Source organism: Rheinheimera sp. 4Y26 (genome assembly GCF_025245835.1).
Taxonomy (GTDB): Bacteria; Pseudomonadota; Gammaproteobacteria; order Enterobacterales; family Alteromonadaceae; genus Pararheinheimera.
Map to the genome: position 1 here is coordinate 176,929 of NZ_JAOBWS010000008.1, position 16,172 is coordinate 193,100.

A 16,172-nucleotide genomic window follows, 5' to 3' on the forward strand; every position below is an offset into this window, starting at 1 on the left:
ATTGGCATTTAAACGACTGTTTTAACTTTGCCTGAAGATCTGACCCGGTGTTGCAATGATTGGCAGCGGAATATCCCAGGCTTCAACCGGTATATTGGCAACCTGCTGACACTGATGGGCAAGGCCTATCAGCACAGGTGTTGCCGCAGTTAATCCGTGGCTGTTACCGGGGGTTGTTGTTTCTAGCTGAGCTAAAGTCCGGTCGTAAAAACCGCCGCCCATGCCCAGGCGATTGCCCTGTGCATCAAATGCCACCAATGGTGTGCAAATCACATCAAGTGCTGCCACAGGAATGATATCAACACAATTGAGCACAGGCTCAGGGATTTGAAACCTGTTCAGTTTCATTGGGGTATCTTGCTGATAACGCTGAAAAATAAGATAGCCAGGCACAAAAGGATGCAACACAGGCAAGTAGATTTGTTTGCCTGCTTGCCACAAGGCCTGAATAAGCGGACTGGTATCAAGCTCGGCGTCGTTGCTTAAATACAAGGCAATAGCAGTGGCATTCTTCACTTGTGGCAGTTGCAACATCTGGCCAACCAGCAGCTGTGCCGCTTGTTGCTGCTGCTCAGCGCTTAAGGCGTTTCGAAGTTTTCGTACTTGCTGGCGAATGGCCTGACGTTGGCTGTTAATGTCGGCAGGCGTTGTTAAATCTGTCATCAAAAATTACATTAAAAGTGCTGAACTAAAACGAGTTTTACACAGAAGCAGCAAGGAATACAGCGGTTTTAAAAGGGCTTAAAAGAGAAAGGAAGTGTTCTCCGAATTGCCGTGTCAAACGTTAGCCTCGAACCATAGGTTCAAGGCGGAAGTCAGATCAGCACCGCAGGCTTCCCGGTACGGGCCGGGCTTGCACAATAGTGCTGGAAAAGAATTCCTATGTTAAAACAAGTATCGGCTCGGGGACATCAGTCTAATCACAAACAACCCAGAGAACCCAGACAGTATATCAGCTGCAAACCAGGCCGTAAGCCCTAATCTGCGTTCTTTTTCAGTTCCAGCAACTCATTGCACAAATTTAACGCAATCATCAGCAATACATCTTCAGCGCCATGCACACCAGGCTGATATTTGGTTTTGCTGACCCGCTGTTCCAGCTCCAGCATGGCATTTTGCAGTTTTTCTTCCTGACCGGCCGGGCAGGCAATTTTCATATGGCGACCCAGCACTGTGACCGTCAGTTGTTTTGGTTTAGGCTTAGTGTTGCTTGCTTCTGCTGTTGGCTTTTTTGGGTACATATCAACCTATCTTTCCATCTTGGATGCTGGCTATCTGAAGGCGGCCGACAGGCACTGACTTGGCGCTGCCTGGCGGCGGTGATAGCATAGTGTCAATTATCATAGTGAATACCGGATTAATATGACTTCTCAACTGCTGCTTAACTACGATCACTGGACCAGTCAACTTGATCAACATTCGGTGATGGCGTCAGCTGCCGAGGTGCAGGGATTGATTGCCGGTATGCTCAGTGCCGGTATTCCGGCGGATGCAGGCACAATTTTACCAGTTCTGTACGACTTCTTAAACGACGGACAGGCGCTGAATGCACATTTAAAAGACTTAATTGAACAATTAATTGCCGAAACCGCAAAACAGCTGGCGGAAGAAGACTACAGCCTGCAGTTATTGTTACCCAGCGACGACGACGCTATGCCGGAACGGCTCGAAGCCATGATTGAATGGGCGCAGGCGTTTTTAGTGGGTTTTGCCATTCAGCAAACAGATTTGTCTCTGGTGTCGCCAGATGTGCGTGAAGCTATTGATCAGCTGACCGAAGTCACCCGTATTGATATTTATACCGAAGATGACGCCAGCGACGCCGAAAACGAAGAGTCTTATTTCCTGGTGCTCGAGCATATGCGTTTGCTGGTGCTGACTTGTTTTAATGAAGTAGGGCAAAAATTTACCATCAGCGAAGTGGCAGCCAAAACGCTGCACTAATCAGAACCCTGCATTCACAGTGTTATCCGGAGACTCAGTACTGATGGCATCCATTATCAAAGCGCCGGTATTTGATACCGCAGTTTATGCCGGCCGCCGCGCCCGCCTGATGGCAAAATTACCCGAAAATTCAGTGTTGTTGGTAAGCTCAGCCACCGAAATTACCCGAAGCCGCGATACCGAATTTGCCTTTCGTCAGGACAGCGATTTTAACTATCTGACCGGTTTTCCTGAGCCAGATGCTTTATTAATTCTGCAAAAATCAGCCAGTGGCGAAATAACAGAACTACTGCTGTGCCGGCCCAAAGACGAGCTGGCGGAAATCTGGCAAGGCCGTCGTTTTGGCCCTGAGCAAGCGGCACAACAGTTTGCTTTGCCGGCGGTTAGTAACGAGCAGCTGACACAAGAAGTGCAAAACGCGCTGAATCAAAAAACCACTTTGGTCTATAGCCAGGGTTTGTATTCAAAGCTTGATGATTTAGTCAGCAGCACTTTGGCTACCTTACGCAACTACCCGAAAAAAGGTTATCTGGCGCCAAGCCAACAGCTGGATTTAAGGCCCATTATTGCCGAACTGCGACTTTTTAAAGACGAAGCCGAAATCGGCCTGCTGCAACAAGCCTGTAAAATCAGTGCTGATGCGCACAAACAAGCCATGCGCCAGTGCAAAGCTGGTATGTGGGAATTTCAGCTCGAAGCCATTATCCGCCATCATTTTGCCATGCAGGGGGCTCGCGAGCCTGGCTACAACACTATTGTCGGTGGCGGTGAAAACGGCTGTATTTTGCATTACACCGACAATAACGCAGAGCTTCAGCACGGCGATTTAGTGCTGATTGACGCTGGTGGTGAACTGGCCGGTTATACCGCCGACATTACCCGTACTTTCCCGGTCAGTGGCAAATTCAGCCCCGAACAAGCCGCGTTGTATCAGGTGGTGCTGAACGCCCAATACGCCGCCTGCGCTGCGGTAAAACCGGGCAACAGTACTAAAGACACAGTGGCTGCCGCCATTTTTGAGCTGACCAAAGGGCTGCTGGAGCTGGGTATTTTGCAGGGTGAGCTTGAAGCGCTTATTAAAGAGCAGGCCTGTAAAAAGTATTTTATCCATGGCCTTGGTCACTGGCTGGGCCTGGATGTACACGACGTTGGCGCTTACAAAGTGAATGACGTAGAACGCCCCTTTGAGCCTGGTATGGTGCTGACCATAGAGCCTGGCCTTTATATTCCAAAAGGTTCTGCCTGTGAGCAAAAGTGGTGGGGGCTGGCGGTACGGATTGAAGATGATTTGCTGGTGATCAAAGATGGTCATTTAAATCTGACCGATACTGCGCCCAAAGAAATTGCCGCTATTGAAGCATTAATGGCCGGCCTGCAATAAACCCTGCTGGCTGCTGGGGTCAGGGCCGTTGGATACAAGGAACTCAGTTGCATACTGACACATTTGATGTAGTGATTGCCGGTGGGGGCATGACAGGCGCCATGCTCGCTTATGTGCTGCTTAGCCAAAACCAGGCGCTAAAACTGGCTATTGTTGAGCAGCAGGCTGCGCCAGAGCCCCAGCAAGGCGCTTCGTCGCACCAGCAAGGCCAGGCCGCAACCGCGCCCCAGGTCAGTTTTGATAGCCGCAGCATTGCGCTGGCCGCAGCCAGTGTGGAGCTGTTGGCTGCATGGGGGCTTTGGAGTCAGCTGGCGCCATCAGCCTGCGCCATTGAACATATTCAGGTGTCGGATCGTGGTCATTTTGGCAAAGTGTATTTGTCTGCCAGCGAATTTAACCGCCAAAGCCTGGGGCAGGTGATTGAAATTGAATATATAGGCGCGCTGCTGTATCAAAAGCTGCAGCAGTTTAGTCAGCAGGGCACACTTTGCTGGTTCAGACCCGATCAAATTCAGCAGCTGCACAAAACCCAAAGTTGCCATCAGTTACTGCTGGCCAGTGGCCAACAACTCAGCACAAAACTTTTGCTGCTGTGTGAAGGCGGCGATTCACCGAGCCGCCAGCTTGCCGGTATCAGCCAGCAACAACAGCCTTATGGCCAATCTGCGGTCATTGCCAATATCGGTATTCAAAGTCCCCATCAGCAACGTGCTTTTGAACGATTTACGCCACAAGGGCCACTGGCGTTATTGCCATTAAGCCGTCAGCGTTATTCGCTGGTGTGGACGGTCACACCGGACGAAGCAGCGCGGTTAATGAAGCTCAAAGATGCAGATTTTCTGTCTGAGCTGCAAAACGCCTTTGGATACAGAGCCGGGCTGTTTCAGAGCGTCGGCAGCAGAGTCTGTTATCCGCTGACGCTTAAATACAGCACTGACGCCAGCAGCCATCGTTTAATGCTCTGTGGCAACAGCCTGCACAATTTACATCCTATTGCCGGTCAGGGTTTTAACCTGGCGCTGCGGGATATAGCGGCTGTGGCGGCTTTAATTAAAGATCAGCCAGACCCGGGCTGTTATGCCGTCACTTCGGCTTATCAGCAGCTGCGTAGCGCCGATATGCAAAAAGTGATTAGTCTCACCGACGGTTTAGTGCGGCTTTTTTCCAACAGCTCACGGTTGTTGGCTTTAGGCCGCAGCCTGGGTTTAACCGCCTTAATGCAATGCAGCGAATTAAAACAGGCCTTTGCCAGCCAAACCATGGGCTTTACGTCGCTTCAAGCACAGCAGCAAAAAACGCAGCAGCTAAACACGCAGCTGGTAAAAACGCAGCGGCTGGTAAAAGCACAGCAACTGGCCGCTGAAAAGTCATTCTCTTGTTCTCAATCTTCTGAGCTTAATAAACAAGGCCCCGGAGGCCAGTCTGATGCAAACATCTGATGTGCTCATCGCAGGCGGCGGCAGCGCCGGTTTAACCCTGGCGCTGTTATTGGCAAGCGGCGACTATAGCCAAAAATTAAAAATTACCCTGTTGGAGCAAGGCCCGGCGCCAGAGCCTGCGCCCGCCACTTTATTAAGGGTCAGTGCGCTTAATCTGGCGTCACAGCGGTTATTAACAGCGCTGGGCGTCTGGCAGGGGCTTACGGCAAACCCGGCTTATCAGCAGATGGAAGTATGGGAAGCCGACAGTTTTGCCCGTATTGAATTTGATGCACAAACTGAAAACCAACAGGCTTTGGGCTGGATAGTCGACAATCAGCAGCTGTGTCAGCAGTTATATCTGAAGCTGCAACAATATCCGCAGGTACAGTGTTTATTTGGCCGGGCTATCAGCCAAATCAGCACAGGGGATGAACAAAGTTTAGTTACATTAAGCGATGGCTCTGTGCACTTGGCCAAATTGCTGGTGGGCGCCGATGGCGCTGAATCCAAGGTACGGCAAAGCCTGCAGTTGCCACTGACATTCTGGGATTACGACCAGCATGCGCTGGTGGCTGTGGTTAAAACACAGCAGCCGCATGGGCAATGCGCCCGTCAGGTGTTTTTGCCAACCGGGCCTTTGGCGCTGTTGCCGCTGAGCGACCCAAATTTATGCTCAATTGTCTGGAGCACCAGCCCGGCACAGGCCGCTGATTTAATGGCAAAAGAGGACGCTGAGTTTAACCAGGCGCTCAGCGCAGCAACTCAGTCGGTACTGGGTGTGCTTTCAGTGCAAAGCCCAAGGCATAAATTTCCACTGAAAATGCGTTATGCCACTCAGTGGCAACAACAGCAGGTGGTGCTGGTGGCAGATGCTGCCCACACCATACATCCGCTGGCCGGCCAGGGGATGAATTTAGGGCTGATGGACGTTGCCGCATTAGCAGAACTAATCAATCAGCAGATGGCAAAAAATTTACCCTGGGCCAGTCAAAAGATGCTGCGCCAGTATGAACGCTGGCGAAAAGCCGAGGCACAACAGATGATTGCTGCCATGGAGCTGTTTAAACGTGGTTTTTTACTGCAGGATCCACTCGCGAAACTGGTACGAGCTGTTGGTATGAAAACCACCAATCAGTTGCCATTTCTGAAGCGAAAAATTATGGCTGCTGCGCTCGGTAATAGTGGTGATTTACCGCAGCTGGCAAGGCCTGTACCTGTAGCGCTGTAACTTTGCGTTGAAGGTATAAGGTATACAATCCTGGCTTCGCATTATTAAATCTAATTAATAAGGGGCTGTTGAGCGCTTGACCCATCGGCTATAATCCGGCGCAACTTTTAGCGATACCCGTAATGATGCTGTGGATATCAGCAAAATTGCCGGGCGCTGGCCAACGCCTTTATCGGCATTTGGCATAGTGCCAGACAAGCTGTACGCTGCAGAACCATTATTACCTTACACAACAGCCAGAGCATAACTGGCAGAGAGGATGGTACAGATGGCTCAACAAACTGTGTTAATTGGCAAACATCTCGAAGCTGGCGCAAAAGTCGTCGATTTCCACGGCTGGGATATGCCGCTGCATTACGGCTCTCAAATTGAAGAACATCACACTGTGCGCACCGACGCTGGTATGTTCGACGTTTCTCACATGACCATTGTTGATTTAAATGGCGAGCGCACCCGCGAATTTTTACGCTTCTTATTGGCCAACGACGTTGCCAAATTAACAGTGCCAGGCAAAGCGCTGTACACCGGTATGCTGAACGAAGCCGGCGGTGTGATTGACGATTTAATTGTGTATTTCCTGTCTGAAGATTATTTCCGTTTAGTGGTGAACTCTGCCACCCGCGAAAAAGACCTGGCCTGGATCAACGCTCAAGCTAAAGCTTTTGACGTAAAAGTTACCGAACGTCCTGAATTTGCGATGATTGCGGTACAAGGCCCGAATGCCAAAGCCAAAGTTGCCACTTTATTAAATGACAGCCAAAAAGCCGCTGTTGCCGGTATGAAACCATTTTTTGGTGTACAGGCAGGTGACTTATTTATTGCCACCACTGGTTACACAGGTGAAGACGGTTACGAAATTGCCCTGCCAAACGAAATGGCTGCTGACTTCTGGCAAAAACTGCTGGACGCTGGTGTAAAACCAGCAGGTTTAGGCGCCCGCGACACTTTACGTTTAGAAGCAGGCATGAATCTGTATGGTCAGGATATGGACGAAACCGTATCGCCACTGGCTGCCAATATGGGCTGGACCATTGCATGGGAGCCAAGCGATCGTAACTTTATCGGCCGCGCAGCCCTTGAGAAACAACGTGCTGAAGGCACCTTTAAACTGGTTGGTTTAGTGATGGAGCAAAAAGGTGTGCTGCGTCATGGCCAGAAAGTTGTGGTTGAAGGTGGTGAAGGCGAAATTACTTCTGGTACCTTTTCACCTACTTTAGGTTATTCCATTGCGATGGCCCGCGTGCCAGCAACTGTTGGTGAAACGGCCGAAGTGGATATCCGTGGTAAATTAGTACCGGTAAAAGTGGTAAAACCTTCTTTTGTCCGTATGGGTAAAAAAGTCATCTAAACTAGCTGTTGCCTTGGCAGGGCGCGCGTAGATACCGTTTCCTGCCAATAAACATAATATTAAATCGCGAATTAAGTCCGAGGAATTAACATGAGCTCTATCCCACAAGAATTAAAATATGCAGCGTCACACGAATGGGTTCGCAGTGAAGGCAACGGCGTTTACACCGTAGGTATCACAGAACACGCACAAGACCTGCTGGGTGACATGGTGTTTGTTGAATTACCAGAAGTGGGTGACTCTGTTGCTCAGGGCGACGACGTTGCTGTTGCTGAATCTGTAAAAGCGGCTTCTGATATTTATGCGCCAATCTCTGGTGAAATTGTGGCAATCAACGAAGCCCTGGGCGATTCACCGGAAACAGTGAACAGCGCACCATACACCGACGGCTGGATGTTTAAAATTAAAGCATCTGACGAAGCCGAAGTTGCTGCTTTGTTAGATGCTGCAGGTTACGCTGCTGCTATCGCCGAATAAGGCCCGCAAGGGCAACACAAGCCCCGCCGAATAAGCGGGGTTTTGTTTTCCTCCGTCATCATTGACGACGCAGGGTTGTTGGCCGCCTTCGCTCACTCCAATCGCATAGTTCACTATGCTCATGGAGATTCGCTTAGTTGCCGCCTACCTGCTTCATCAATGATTTAGGAGGCACCTTACCCGAAAGGGTAAAAGTTTTTAGCAGTTAAATCAGTAACGGCAAGGCCAAACAGAAATTTAACCCGTAAGGGTAAAGTCTGCAGCGCCAAACCGTTGCCCCAGTTAAGCTTTTTAGGAAATTCCAGGCATGACCACTTCTGTGAAAACCCTGTCGCAACTTGCGAATCAACAAGAATTTATCGCCCGCCATATCGGCCCGAACGCAGCTGAAACAGCAGCGATGCTCAAAGAGCTGGGTGTTAGCAGCATTGAAGAGCTGATTGCTCAGACAGTGCCAGCCGACATTCGCTTAACAACGCCGCTGGCAACGGGTGAAGCGACCACAGAAGCGGACGCGCTGGCTTATTTAAAAGCTGCTGCCAGCAAAAACAAAATGTATAAGTCATACATTGGTATGGGTTACCACCCAACCCACACACCCAACGTTATTTTACGTAACGTGCTGGAAAACCCGGGCTGGTACACTGCTTACACCCCATACCAGCCGGAAATTGCCCAGGGCCGTTTAGAAGCGCTGCTGAATTTCCAACAAGTGTCATTAGATTTAACAGGTATGGAGCTGGCATCTGCTTCATTACTGGACGAAGCCACTGCCGCTGCTGAAGCTATGGCGCTGGCTAAACGTGTGACTAAAAACAAATCAAACACTTATTTTATTGCCGATGACGTGCACCCACAAACCATCGACGTAGTACGCACCCGTGCCGAAATGTTTGGTTTTGACATCATCGTTGGTAAAGCAACTGAAGCCACCAGTCACGATGTATTTGGTGCCTTAATTCAGTACCCGTCAACCACTGGTGAAGTACGCAACGACGCGCAGTTAATCGCTGATTTACAAGCGAAAAAAGCCATTGTTGCTGTAGCAACAGACCCAATGGCGCTGCTGCTGTTAAAATCACCAGGCGAATTGGGTGCTGACGTAGTATTAGGTTCAGCCCAACGTTTTGGTGTGCCTATGGCCTTTGGTGGCCCACACTCAGCGTTTTTTGCCACCCGTGACGATTACAAACGTTCTATGCCAGGCCGTATTATCGGTGTGTCTAAAGACCGCCGTGGCAATCAGGCCCTGCGGATGGCCATGCAAACGCGCGAGCAGCATATCCGCCGCGAAAAAGCCAACTCGAACATCTGTACTGCTCAGGTGTTACTGGCCAATATGGCGTCTTTCTACTGTGTGTACCACGGCCCGCAAGGCCTGAAAAACATTGCAGAACGTATTCACCGTTCAGCCGATGTATTTGCCGCTGGTTTAACTGCCAAGGGCGTAAAACTTTTGCACAACAGCTGGTTTGACACTGTAACTTTTGCAGTTGCCAACCGCAGCGAAGTTGTAGCCCGTGCTTTAAAGGCCGGCGTGAACCTGCGCACTGATTTAGCCGACACTTTAAGCGTCAGCTTCCACGAACAAACTTCAGTAGCTGATATTGCCGAGCTGTTTGATGTGGTATTTGGCGCTGGTCACGGTTTAGATGTTGCCGCTTTGGATGCAAGCATTGTTGCCAATGGTTCTAACTCTATTCCTGCTGATTTAGTGCGTACTTCTGCTTATTTAACGCACCCGGTATTTAACCAGTACCACAGCGAAACTGAGATGCTGCGTTATATCAAAAAGCTGGAAAACAAAGACTTAGCATTAAACCACGCGATGATTTCATTGGGCTCTTGCACCATGAAGCTCAACGCAACTGCTGAGATGATCCCGGTGACCTGGCCTGAATTTGCCTCTTTGCACCCGTTCGTGCCTAAAGATCAGGCGGAAGGTTATTACCAGATGATTGGTGAACTGGCCGACTGGCTGGTGAACATCACAGGTTACGACCAGATGTCGATGCAGCCAAACTCAGGTGCGCAGGGCGAATACGCCGGTATGATTGCTATACGCAAATACCATGAAAGCCGTGGTGAGTCGCACCGTAACATCTGTTTAATTCCGGTATCTGCCCACGGTACTAACCCGGCAACAGCGGCTATGGCCAGCTTTGAAGTAGTGCTGGTAGATTGTGACAAGAGCGGCAATATCGACATGGCTGATTTAAAAGCCAAAGCCGAAGCTGTTTCTGACCGTTTAGCCGCCATTATGGTGACTTACCCTTCAACCCATGGTGTGTTTGAAGAGTCGATTCGTGAGCTGTGTGACATTATTCACGCCCACGGCGGCCAGGTGTATATGGACGGCGCCAATATGAATGCTCAGGTGGGTGTAACCTCACCAGGCTTTATCGGCGCAGACGTATCTCACTTAAACCTGCACAAAACTTTCTGTATTCCACACGGCGGTGGCGGCCCAGGCATGGGTCCAATAGGTGTGAAAAAACAACTGGCTCCGTTCCTGCCTAACCACGCTGTGGTAAAAATCGAAGACACAGGCGCGAACAACGGTGCAGTTTCTGCCGCTCCATTTGGCAGCGCCGGCATTCTGCCAATCAGCTGGATGTACATTAAGATGATGGGCGGCGACGGTTTACGTCAGGCTACTGAATACGCCATTTTAAATGCCAACTATATGGCCGCTAAACTCGACCCTATGTTCCCTGTGCTGTACAAAGGCAAAAACGGCCGTGTAGCGCACGAATGTATTATCGATATGCGTCCGTTAAAAGAAGCCACTGGCGTAACCGAGATGGACATTGCCAAACGTTTAATGGACTACGGTTTCCACGCGCCGACTATGTCATTCCCTGTGGCCGGCACTTTAATGATTGAGCCAACAGAGTCTGAATCTAAAGTGGAACTGGACAAGTTTATTGAAGCCATGACTTCTATCCGCGCCGAAATTGCCAAGGTAGAAGCAGGTGAGTGGACAGCAGACAACAGCCCGCTGCACTTTGCCCCACACACCATGGCCGATATTTTCGACGCCAACTGGAACCGCGTATACGACCGTCAATACGCCGCCTTCCCGGCGCAATACGTAGCCGACAACAAGTTCTGGCCAACAGTAACGCGGATTGATGACGTGTATGGCGACCGGAATTTAATGTGTGCTTGCCCTAGCCCGGAAGATTATCGGTAATTGAAAAGGAGTTGGGATCATTTAATTAAGTTGGTTAACGTTTTAATTAAGTTGGTTATTTTAATTAAGATGGTTAATTAGATACAAAAGACGAGCCTAGAGCTCGTCTTTTTCATTTTAAGCCGGATATTTGGCTAATTTTATTTAAAACGAGGCGAGCTTAGGTTCGCCTCTGCTTTTTTTTGGTCTAATTCACGCCCGGTCGTTCAGTAAAAAGCTCATCGCAAATTCAATAGTTGAGTCAAAGTGATCCGGGTCGTTGTCGTATTCATGCTGTGCATAAGCAGTACAGGCCTGAATCCAGAACTCCTCTTTCAAGCCATCCGGAAAATCAAAGCCCTCTGCTTTACGCACCCACTCAATGACAGCGTCAGAGCTATGCTCTAAGATAGAAAAGCTCAGTCGCAGGTAATACAGAGCGACATCGTCACTTAATACGCTGCCGTGCTTTGAAAAATAGCGGGAACAGTAGAGACCGAACCTTAAAGATGCAGTGAAGCAGTCATAGCTGGCGAGCATCTGTGCCCCAGCCTGAAGTATGTTGACCGAAGTCCTGTCAGTATCAAGTTCACGTATCCACATAAACCAGAGTAAGCCCCGGCAGCAATTCTGGTAGGTCGAAGCTATGTTCTCAATATCAGTAGTAGCTTGTGATGGCAGCATATTGGTCAAATCGAGATGCATTTTGTGCTCCAATTGCAGCTCAGGAAAGCGCAAAGTCTGCGGCTATCTTGATGCGTGAAGCCAATACCGATTTGCTTCTAGCATCTCTGTTTAGATGAAAAAATAGCCTTTCACAAATGGCTGTGCTATGGTTGATGGTGAAGATAACTTATTGTTTAATAATTAATTTATATGAAATTAAATTGATTTTCGAGTCTTTAAAAAAGTTAAATATGCCTATTTTAAGTCGCCTTGGCGCAAGGCACGAGCATAAACTATCAAGTTGAAATCGGCAGCAAAAATGAAATCCCCCTTCCTGCTGACCTTTGTCAGGAACCTCACTTTGCAGTAGGCGATATTTTGTTTTGTAGAAAATTAGACGACACGACGGCAATTGTGCTGAGCAAGCATATTAACCAATCGCTCACTGATGCTGAAATTGACTCTGCGAGGAATTTGACACGTGTTATTCAAATTCGCACTGGTGGCGACAGTTATGAGTGAAGCTCAATTATTTTACTGCAATTTTGGACTATTTTGTGCCAAACCTGACAAGGTTATCGTTGAGTAGATACATAGAATTGAGTCTGGCTGTACGACAGCCATTACTAATAATATGAGATGTAAAAAATCTTGAAATATTTGCAAAAATTCATGACTATGTTCCCTAAATGAAAAACATTGCTTGCAATGGAATTGAGTGAATTTTCAGGATGAATAAAAATAATGGTACTTGAAACTGTTCAGCCTCGAGAACAATCTGGTAGAGATTCATTTGCGCGCTACAAAGCTCAGGTTCGGTCAGCAGCTATTGCTGCTTTACAAATCTTGTCTGGTACTGATGTAGACCGAGTCTATTGTGACTTGCATGATGATGTCGTTGTCCGTAAGAAAGATGGGGCCGGTCTTACATATATTTTTTATCAGGTAAAAACACGCGCTAAGCAGAACAAAAACTGGACACTTGCAGAGGTATTTGGGATAAAACCCACACAAAAAACTCAGTGCAAAGTGGCTATCAGAAACAGCTTCGTCGGAAAAATGCTACTACACACAGTGGTATTTGATGACCACTGTAACGCAGTTGTTTTCCAGACCAACATCCACAATGATGATCAGATCGACGAGTTGCTGTCAGATATTGAAGAAGGAACCTTCGCCAATAAATTCACTCAGGAATTACTTGCTCGCTTTAACGAACTTTACCCTGACGAAATTAATAACCCACTGACGGAAAGTGAAATCAAAGCTCGTTTATCCAAACTCGTGTTTGAAAATGACGTGCATTACCTTAAAGAAGACCCAAGTCATTTTGGACCAGCTGTTAGAGAAACAATTTATGAATACAGCGAAATTGACTTACAGCATCACGAATCGACTGACATAATCATTAAACTTTTGGATCTCATATCAAACAAATCCGCTGGTGTGATCATTCCTTTTACAGTTGACTCTATTGAGAAAAGCGCAGCTGTTTCTATCGACGATCTCTTGCCATTGCTGAGCATCTCTAAAGAAGCCTATGAGCAAATCTTACAAGGTGGGGACCCAAAGGCGATAAAGTCGACTTCGATAATTCAACGGACATTGCTAGCTGCCGGAGCATCTTTAGAAGATGTGACATTTTGTTCAAAATGCAAAACTGAATGGGATGTCTGGTATCGTAACAACAGGCATCCATTACGCGAGATGGATCTCAGGGTAATAATCGGCAAGGTAAGAGAGGTACTAAAAAATGCAAAGTCAGGTACTGGAAATTCACTTCATATAATCCATCTACAAAAACCCTTAGAAAAGTTAATAGATGACCTCGCAGCTGAATCATTAGCTTTTGATCTTACAAAAGAACTACTACTTGGCGCTCTATTTTCAGAACTTGTGAAAGGAAGCATATGAATTTCGAGACATTTTTTGACAGGGTTAAGACTAAACAAATTGTTGTGAACATGCCACAAAAAGTATCAAGTGAGCAAGAAACCCTGCCGAATCAAGACATGTGCAAGCAACCAGTAGGGTTACTCGACAATGAAGCACTTTTTCAACTTCCCTTGATCTGTATAATTATTTTGGTCATGGCGAAAGATAGGCGCAAACCTAAAGTTGCAGAGTTAGGGCAGTTGGTCGGTGAATGTATTGAGTCAAGCTTTGTAGGCTTTAAAGGATCTGCTCAGCATATCGGTTGGTCTGCCAATCTTAGAATTAGAACAGTAACGGCACTAGGTTTTCTGGAGTCTACAGGCCTGATTATTGTTAATAATCGGAAAGATAGGTTGCAAATAACTGAACTGGGAAAAAAAGTTGTAGAACGCGCCATGAATTGGAACGAGCTCCTTGAATACAATATAGCGTTCATTTCAAGATCATATCGTAATATATGCGTATCGCGTCAGTTAGATCTGGAGTTGGAATGAAATTACTAAAATTACAAATTTTTCCTAAAGGTCGAGACGGCTGGGCTTCTGAAGAATTATTGTTTGCAGACCACATTACACAAATATATGGCCCGAATGGTTCCGGCAAAACACCTATAGTTCAATCAATTTCGTTTTGTCTTGGCTACCCAAATGAATTTAGAAATGACATCTATGAACGATGCAATTATGCCGTATTGAGTATTAGTACAGCAGCAGATGGCATCTATCAATTCAAACGCTACTATACCAAAGAATTTCATATAGAGATCCGTGAGCCAAATGGGTTTGTGCAGACTTTTTTTGATGAAGCAACTCACAGTGCTTACATGTTCGAACTGATGGGCTTCGAAACCAGCGAATTAGTTGATGTGAGAAGCCAAGCAACTTTACCGTATATGTCATCATTGTTACCCATTTTCTACCTCGATCAAGACTACGGTTATGGCTCTCTCTATGCTGCGCCGAGCAATTTTGTAAAAGATCAGTTTTCTGAAATGGTTCGGATGATTTTCAGGTTATCTCCTAAAAACTCTGTAGACGAAAAGAGACAACGCCGGATCGCCAAGGAAAATCTAGACATTCTTGATAGACGAATTCAGACGTTTAACAAGCAATTAGATGCTGCAAAATCCAAATCCTCACATATTACCGCTACGCCTGAGGCGCTTAGGACTGAAATAGAATCATTAGAGAAAGAACTAGAACAGTTTAAAACCTCTGGCACTTATCATGATGAAACACTGAGCGTTTATGATCGGCTTATCGCTAAGCAGCGTGCTGAAATTCGCCACATTGATGAACAAATAAATGAGATCCGTAAACGGGAAAGCGGTATCACGAAGATCATTGAAGACATTAACGTAGAAATTGAAACAGTGAGTTTGAATGAGGGAGCACGGCGTGTTTTCATGTCTTTTGATGAAATTTGTGGATCCGCTAACTGTCAGTTGTTCTCACATAGCTCCGGTTCTTACAGTAAAAATCTGCTTTATTTGAAGGATCAACTAAAGGATTTAGAGCGGAATCGTATTTCTGATTCCGCATCATTAACGAACTTGGAGCAGCTTAAAACTAACTTTGAAGCTGGCATTCAGTCGATTCTCGAAGAACGAAACGCTTCTTCGAAGAAACCAGAAATATCTGCATTGGTTGATGCCATATCTCGCATCAAAAACCAAGTGTTTGAGTTACAGTCGCAGCTTAGTGAACTGGACCATATTAGTGTCTTAGAGGAAAAAGTATTTTCTAACGCTGTTGAGCGAAACAAGGCCTATGAAAAGCTACAGAGCCTTTCAAATAGTAAATCTACATCTCCAGAATTAATAAAGCTCAAGCATGAACTCAAAGACCTATTCATTAAGTGGTTAGACGCTATTCACACCACAAATATTAGCAAAAACATAACGTTCGTTGACGACTTCGTTCCTGTTCTTGGGGTTGAAACAATTAAACAACTTAAAGGAAGCACTAAGATAAGGGCTGTTCTTGCTTTCCATGCTGCGCTTATCGAATTGCTAGTGTCTAAGCCCTATAAGAATTTCAGGTTTATCATACTTGATACGCCGAAACAGCAAGATACAGAGAATTTAGATTTAGACGGCTACATCAAGACTCTTAAAACACTGTCTACTATAACTGGGGTTCAAGTTGTTTTCTCAACAACAGGCTATCACTACGAAGGTGACAATGCGGATATCGAGTGGCTCCCCAAATTCCCCGGTGATGACCATCTGATGTATCTAAAGCGGAATGACAGCATCGATATCATTAACTTGTGATATTTGATTTTATTTAAAAATATCCGGTAATTCGCAGTATTATCAGGTGTTAACTTCTGCAATGACATTCAGGCTTGCTGTCGTAAAACACCCTATTTTTTTCGTGGGTGTTAAAATCGATCATGAGTAAGCATCAGAGTGTCATTTGGTAAAACCAGAGAAAGCGTGTCAGCACAATATACAACTGTTAGGCAACCAATTAACTTTCTCGGAAACTAGAGAGATCGCAGTGAGCGGAACAAATCTGACCTTTCCCCGGAATTAATACCAATCCCGTGATGAGATTTTCCAGCTTATGCGGCCTGCTTTGCATACTCAACAG

General features: G+C 46.9%; 13 protein-coding genes and 1 other RNA gene. 10 read left to right on the forward strand and 4 right to left on the reverse strand.

Annotation, left to right across the window (positions count from 1 at the left end):
- Window positions 1-21: 21 nt before the first annotated feature.
- The 3 genes from N3Z11_RS12105 to N3Z11_RS12115 all read right to left on the reverse strand — a co-directional run bounded on the left by N3Z11_RS12105 (window position 22) and on the right by N3Z11_RS12115 (window position 1,241).
- Window positions 22-663, reverse strand: coding sequence for a 5-formyltetrahydrofolate cyclo-ligase (locus tag N3Z11_RS12105; protein WP_260657438.1), 642 nt, complete (start codon window positions 661-663; stop codon window positions 22-24).
- 94 nt (window positions 664-757) lie between these two features.
- Window positions 758-941: non-coding RNA, 6S RNA (gene ssrS / locus N3Z11_RS12110), on the reverse strand.
- A 36-nt stretch (window positions 942-977) separates the two neighbouring features.
- Window positions 978-1,241: a cell division protein ZapA gene (locus tag N3Z11_RS12115; protein ID WP_260657439.1), complete on the reverse strand. Its 264-nt coding sequence runs from the start codon at window positions 1,239-1,241 to the stop codon at window positions 978-980.
- A gap of 121 nt (window positions 1,242-1,362) precedes the next feature.
- On the opposite strand from N3Z11_RS12115, the gene N3Z11_RS12120 reads away from it, so the two are divergent.
- The 7 genes from N3Z11_RS12120 to gcvP all read left to right on the forward strand — a co-directional run bounded on the left by N3Z11_RS12120 (window position 1,363) and on the right by gcvP (window position 10,995).
- The gene (locus N3Z11_RS12120; protein WP_260657440.1) at window positions 1,363-1,944 is read left to right on the forward strand and encodes a UPF0149 family protein; all 582 of its coding nucleotides are present in this window, start codon (window positions 1,363-1,365) and stop codon (window positions 1,942-1,944) included.
- A 43-nt stretch (window positions 1,945-1,987) separates the two neighbouring features.
- Window positions 1,988-3,325, forward strand: coding sequence for a Xaa-Pro aminopeptidase (gene pepP, locus N3Z11_RS12125; RefSeq protein WP_260657441.1), 1,338 nt, complete (start codon window positions 1,988-1,990; stop codon window positions 3,323-3,325).
- Between the two features lie 47 nt (window positions 3,326-3,372).
- Window positions 3,373-4,764, forward strand: coding sequence for a 2-octaprenyl-6-methoxyphenyl hydroxylase (gene ubiH, locus N3Z11_RS12130; RefSeq protein WP_260657442.1), 1,392 nt, complete (start codon window positions 3,373-3,375; stop codon window positions 4,762-4,764).
- Window positions 4,751-5,974, forward strand: coding sequence for an FAD-dependent monooxygenase (locus N3Z11_RS12135; RefSeq protein WP_260657443.1), 1,224 nt, complete (start codon window positions 4,751-4,753; stop codon window positions 5,972-5,974). Before ubiH ends, N3Z11_RS12135 begins: the two co-directional genes overlap by 14 nt.
- 268 nt (window positions 5,975-6,242) lie before the next feature.
- On the forward strand, window positions 6,243-7,322 hold the full coding sequence (gene gcvT / locus N3Z11_RS12140) for a glycine cleavage system aminomethyltransferase GcvT (RefSeq protein WP_260657444.1): 1,080 nt from the start codon (window positions 6,243-6,245) through the stop codon (window positions 7,320-7,322).
- Window positions 7,323-7,412: 90 nt separating this feature from the next.
- A complete protein-coding gene (gene gcvH / locus N3Z11_RS12145; RefSeq protein ID WP_260657445.1) occupies window positions 7,413-7,799 on the forward strand; it encodes a glycine cleavage system protein GcvH in 387 nt (128 codons plus the stop codon).
- Window positions 7,800-8,106: 307 nt separating this feature from the next.
- Complete coding sequence (gene gcvP / locus N3Z11_RS12150) at window positions 8,107-10,995, forward strand: aminomethyl-transferring glycine dehydrogenase (RefSeq protein WP_260657446.1); 2,889 nt, start codon at window positions 8,107-8,109, stop codon at window positions 10,993-10,995.
- Between the two features lie 192 nt (window positions 10,996-11,187).
- On the opposite strand, the gene N3Z11_RS12155 is transcribed toward gcvP, so the two are convergent.
- A complete protein-coding gene (locus N3Z11_RS12155; protein ID WP_260657447.1) occupies window positions 11,188-11,679 on the reverse strand; it encodes a hypothetical protein in 492 nt (163 codons plus the stop codon).
- Window positions 11,680-12,384: 705 nt separating this feature from the next.
- On the opposite strand from N3Z11_RS12155, the gene N3Z11_RS12160 reads away from it, so the two are divergent.
- Genes N3Z11_RS12160 through N3Z11_RS12170 form a run of 3 tightly spaced genes read left to right on the forward strand, consistent with a single transcriptional unit; the run spans window position 12,385 to window position 15,850 of the window.
- Window positions 12,385-13,554, forward strand: a complete 1,170-nt coding sequence (locus N3Z11_RS12160) for a DUF4297 domain-containing protein (RefSeq protein ID WP_260657448.1) — start codon at window positions 12,385-12,387, stop codon at window positions 13,552-13,554.
- The gene (locus N3Z11_RS12165) at window positions 13,551-14,069 is read left to right on the forward strand and encodes a hypothetical protein (RefSeq protein WP_260657449.1); all 519 of its coding nucleotides are present in this window, start codon (window positions 13,551-13,553) and stop codon (window positions 14,067-14,069) included. The genes N3Z11_RS12160 and N3Z11_RS12165 overlap by 4 nt, the downstream gene beginning before the upstream one ends.
- Window positions 14,066-15,850: an AAA family ATPase gene (locus N3Z11_RS12170; protein WP_260657450.1), complete on the forward strand. Its 1,785-nt coding sequence runs from the start codon at window positions 14,066-14,068 to the stop codon at window positions 15,848-15,850. The genes N3Z11_RS12165 and N3Z11_RS12170 overlap by 4 nt, the downstream gene beginning before the upstream one ends.
- The last annotated feature ends 322 nt before the right edge of the window (window positions 15,851-16,172 follow it).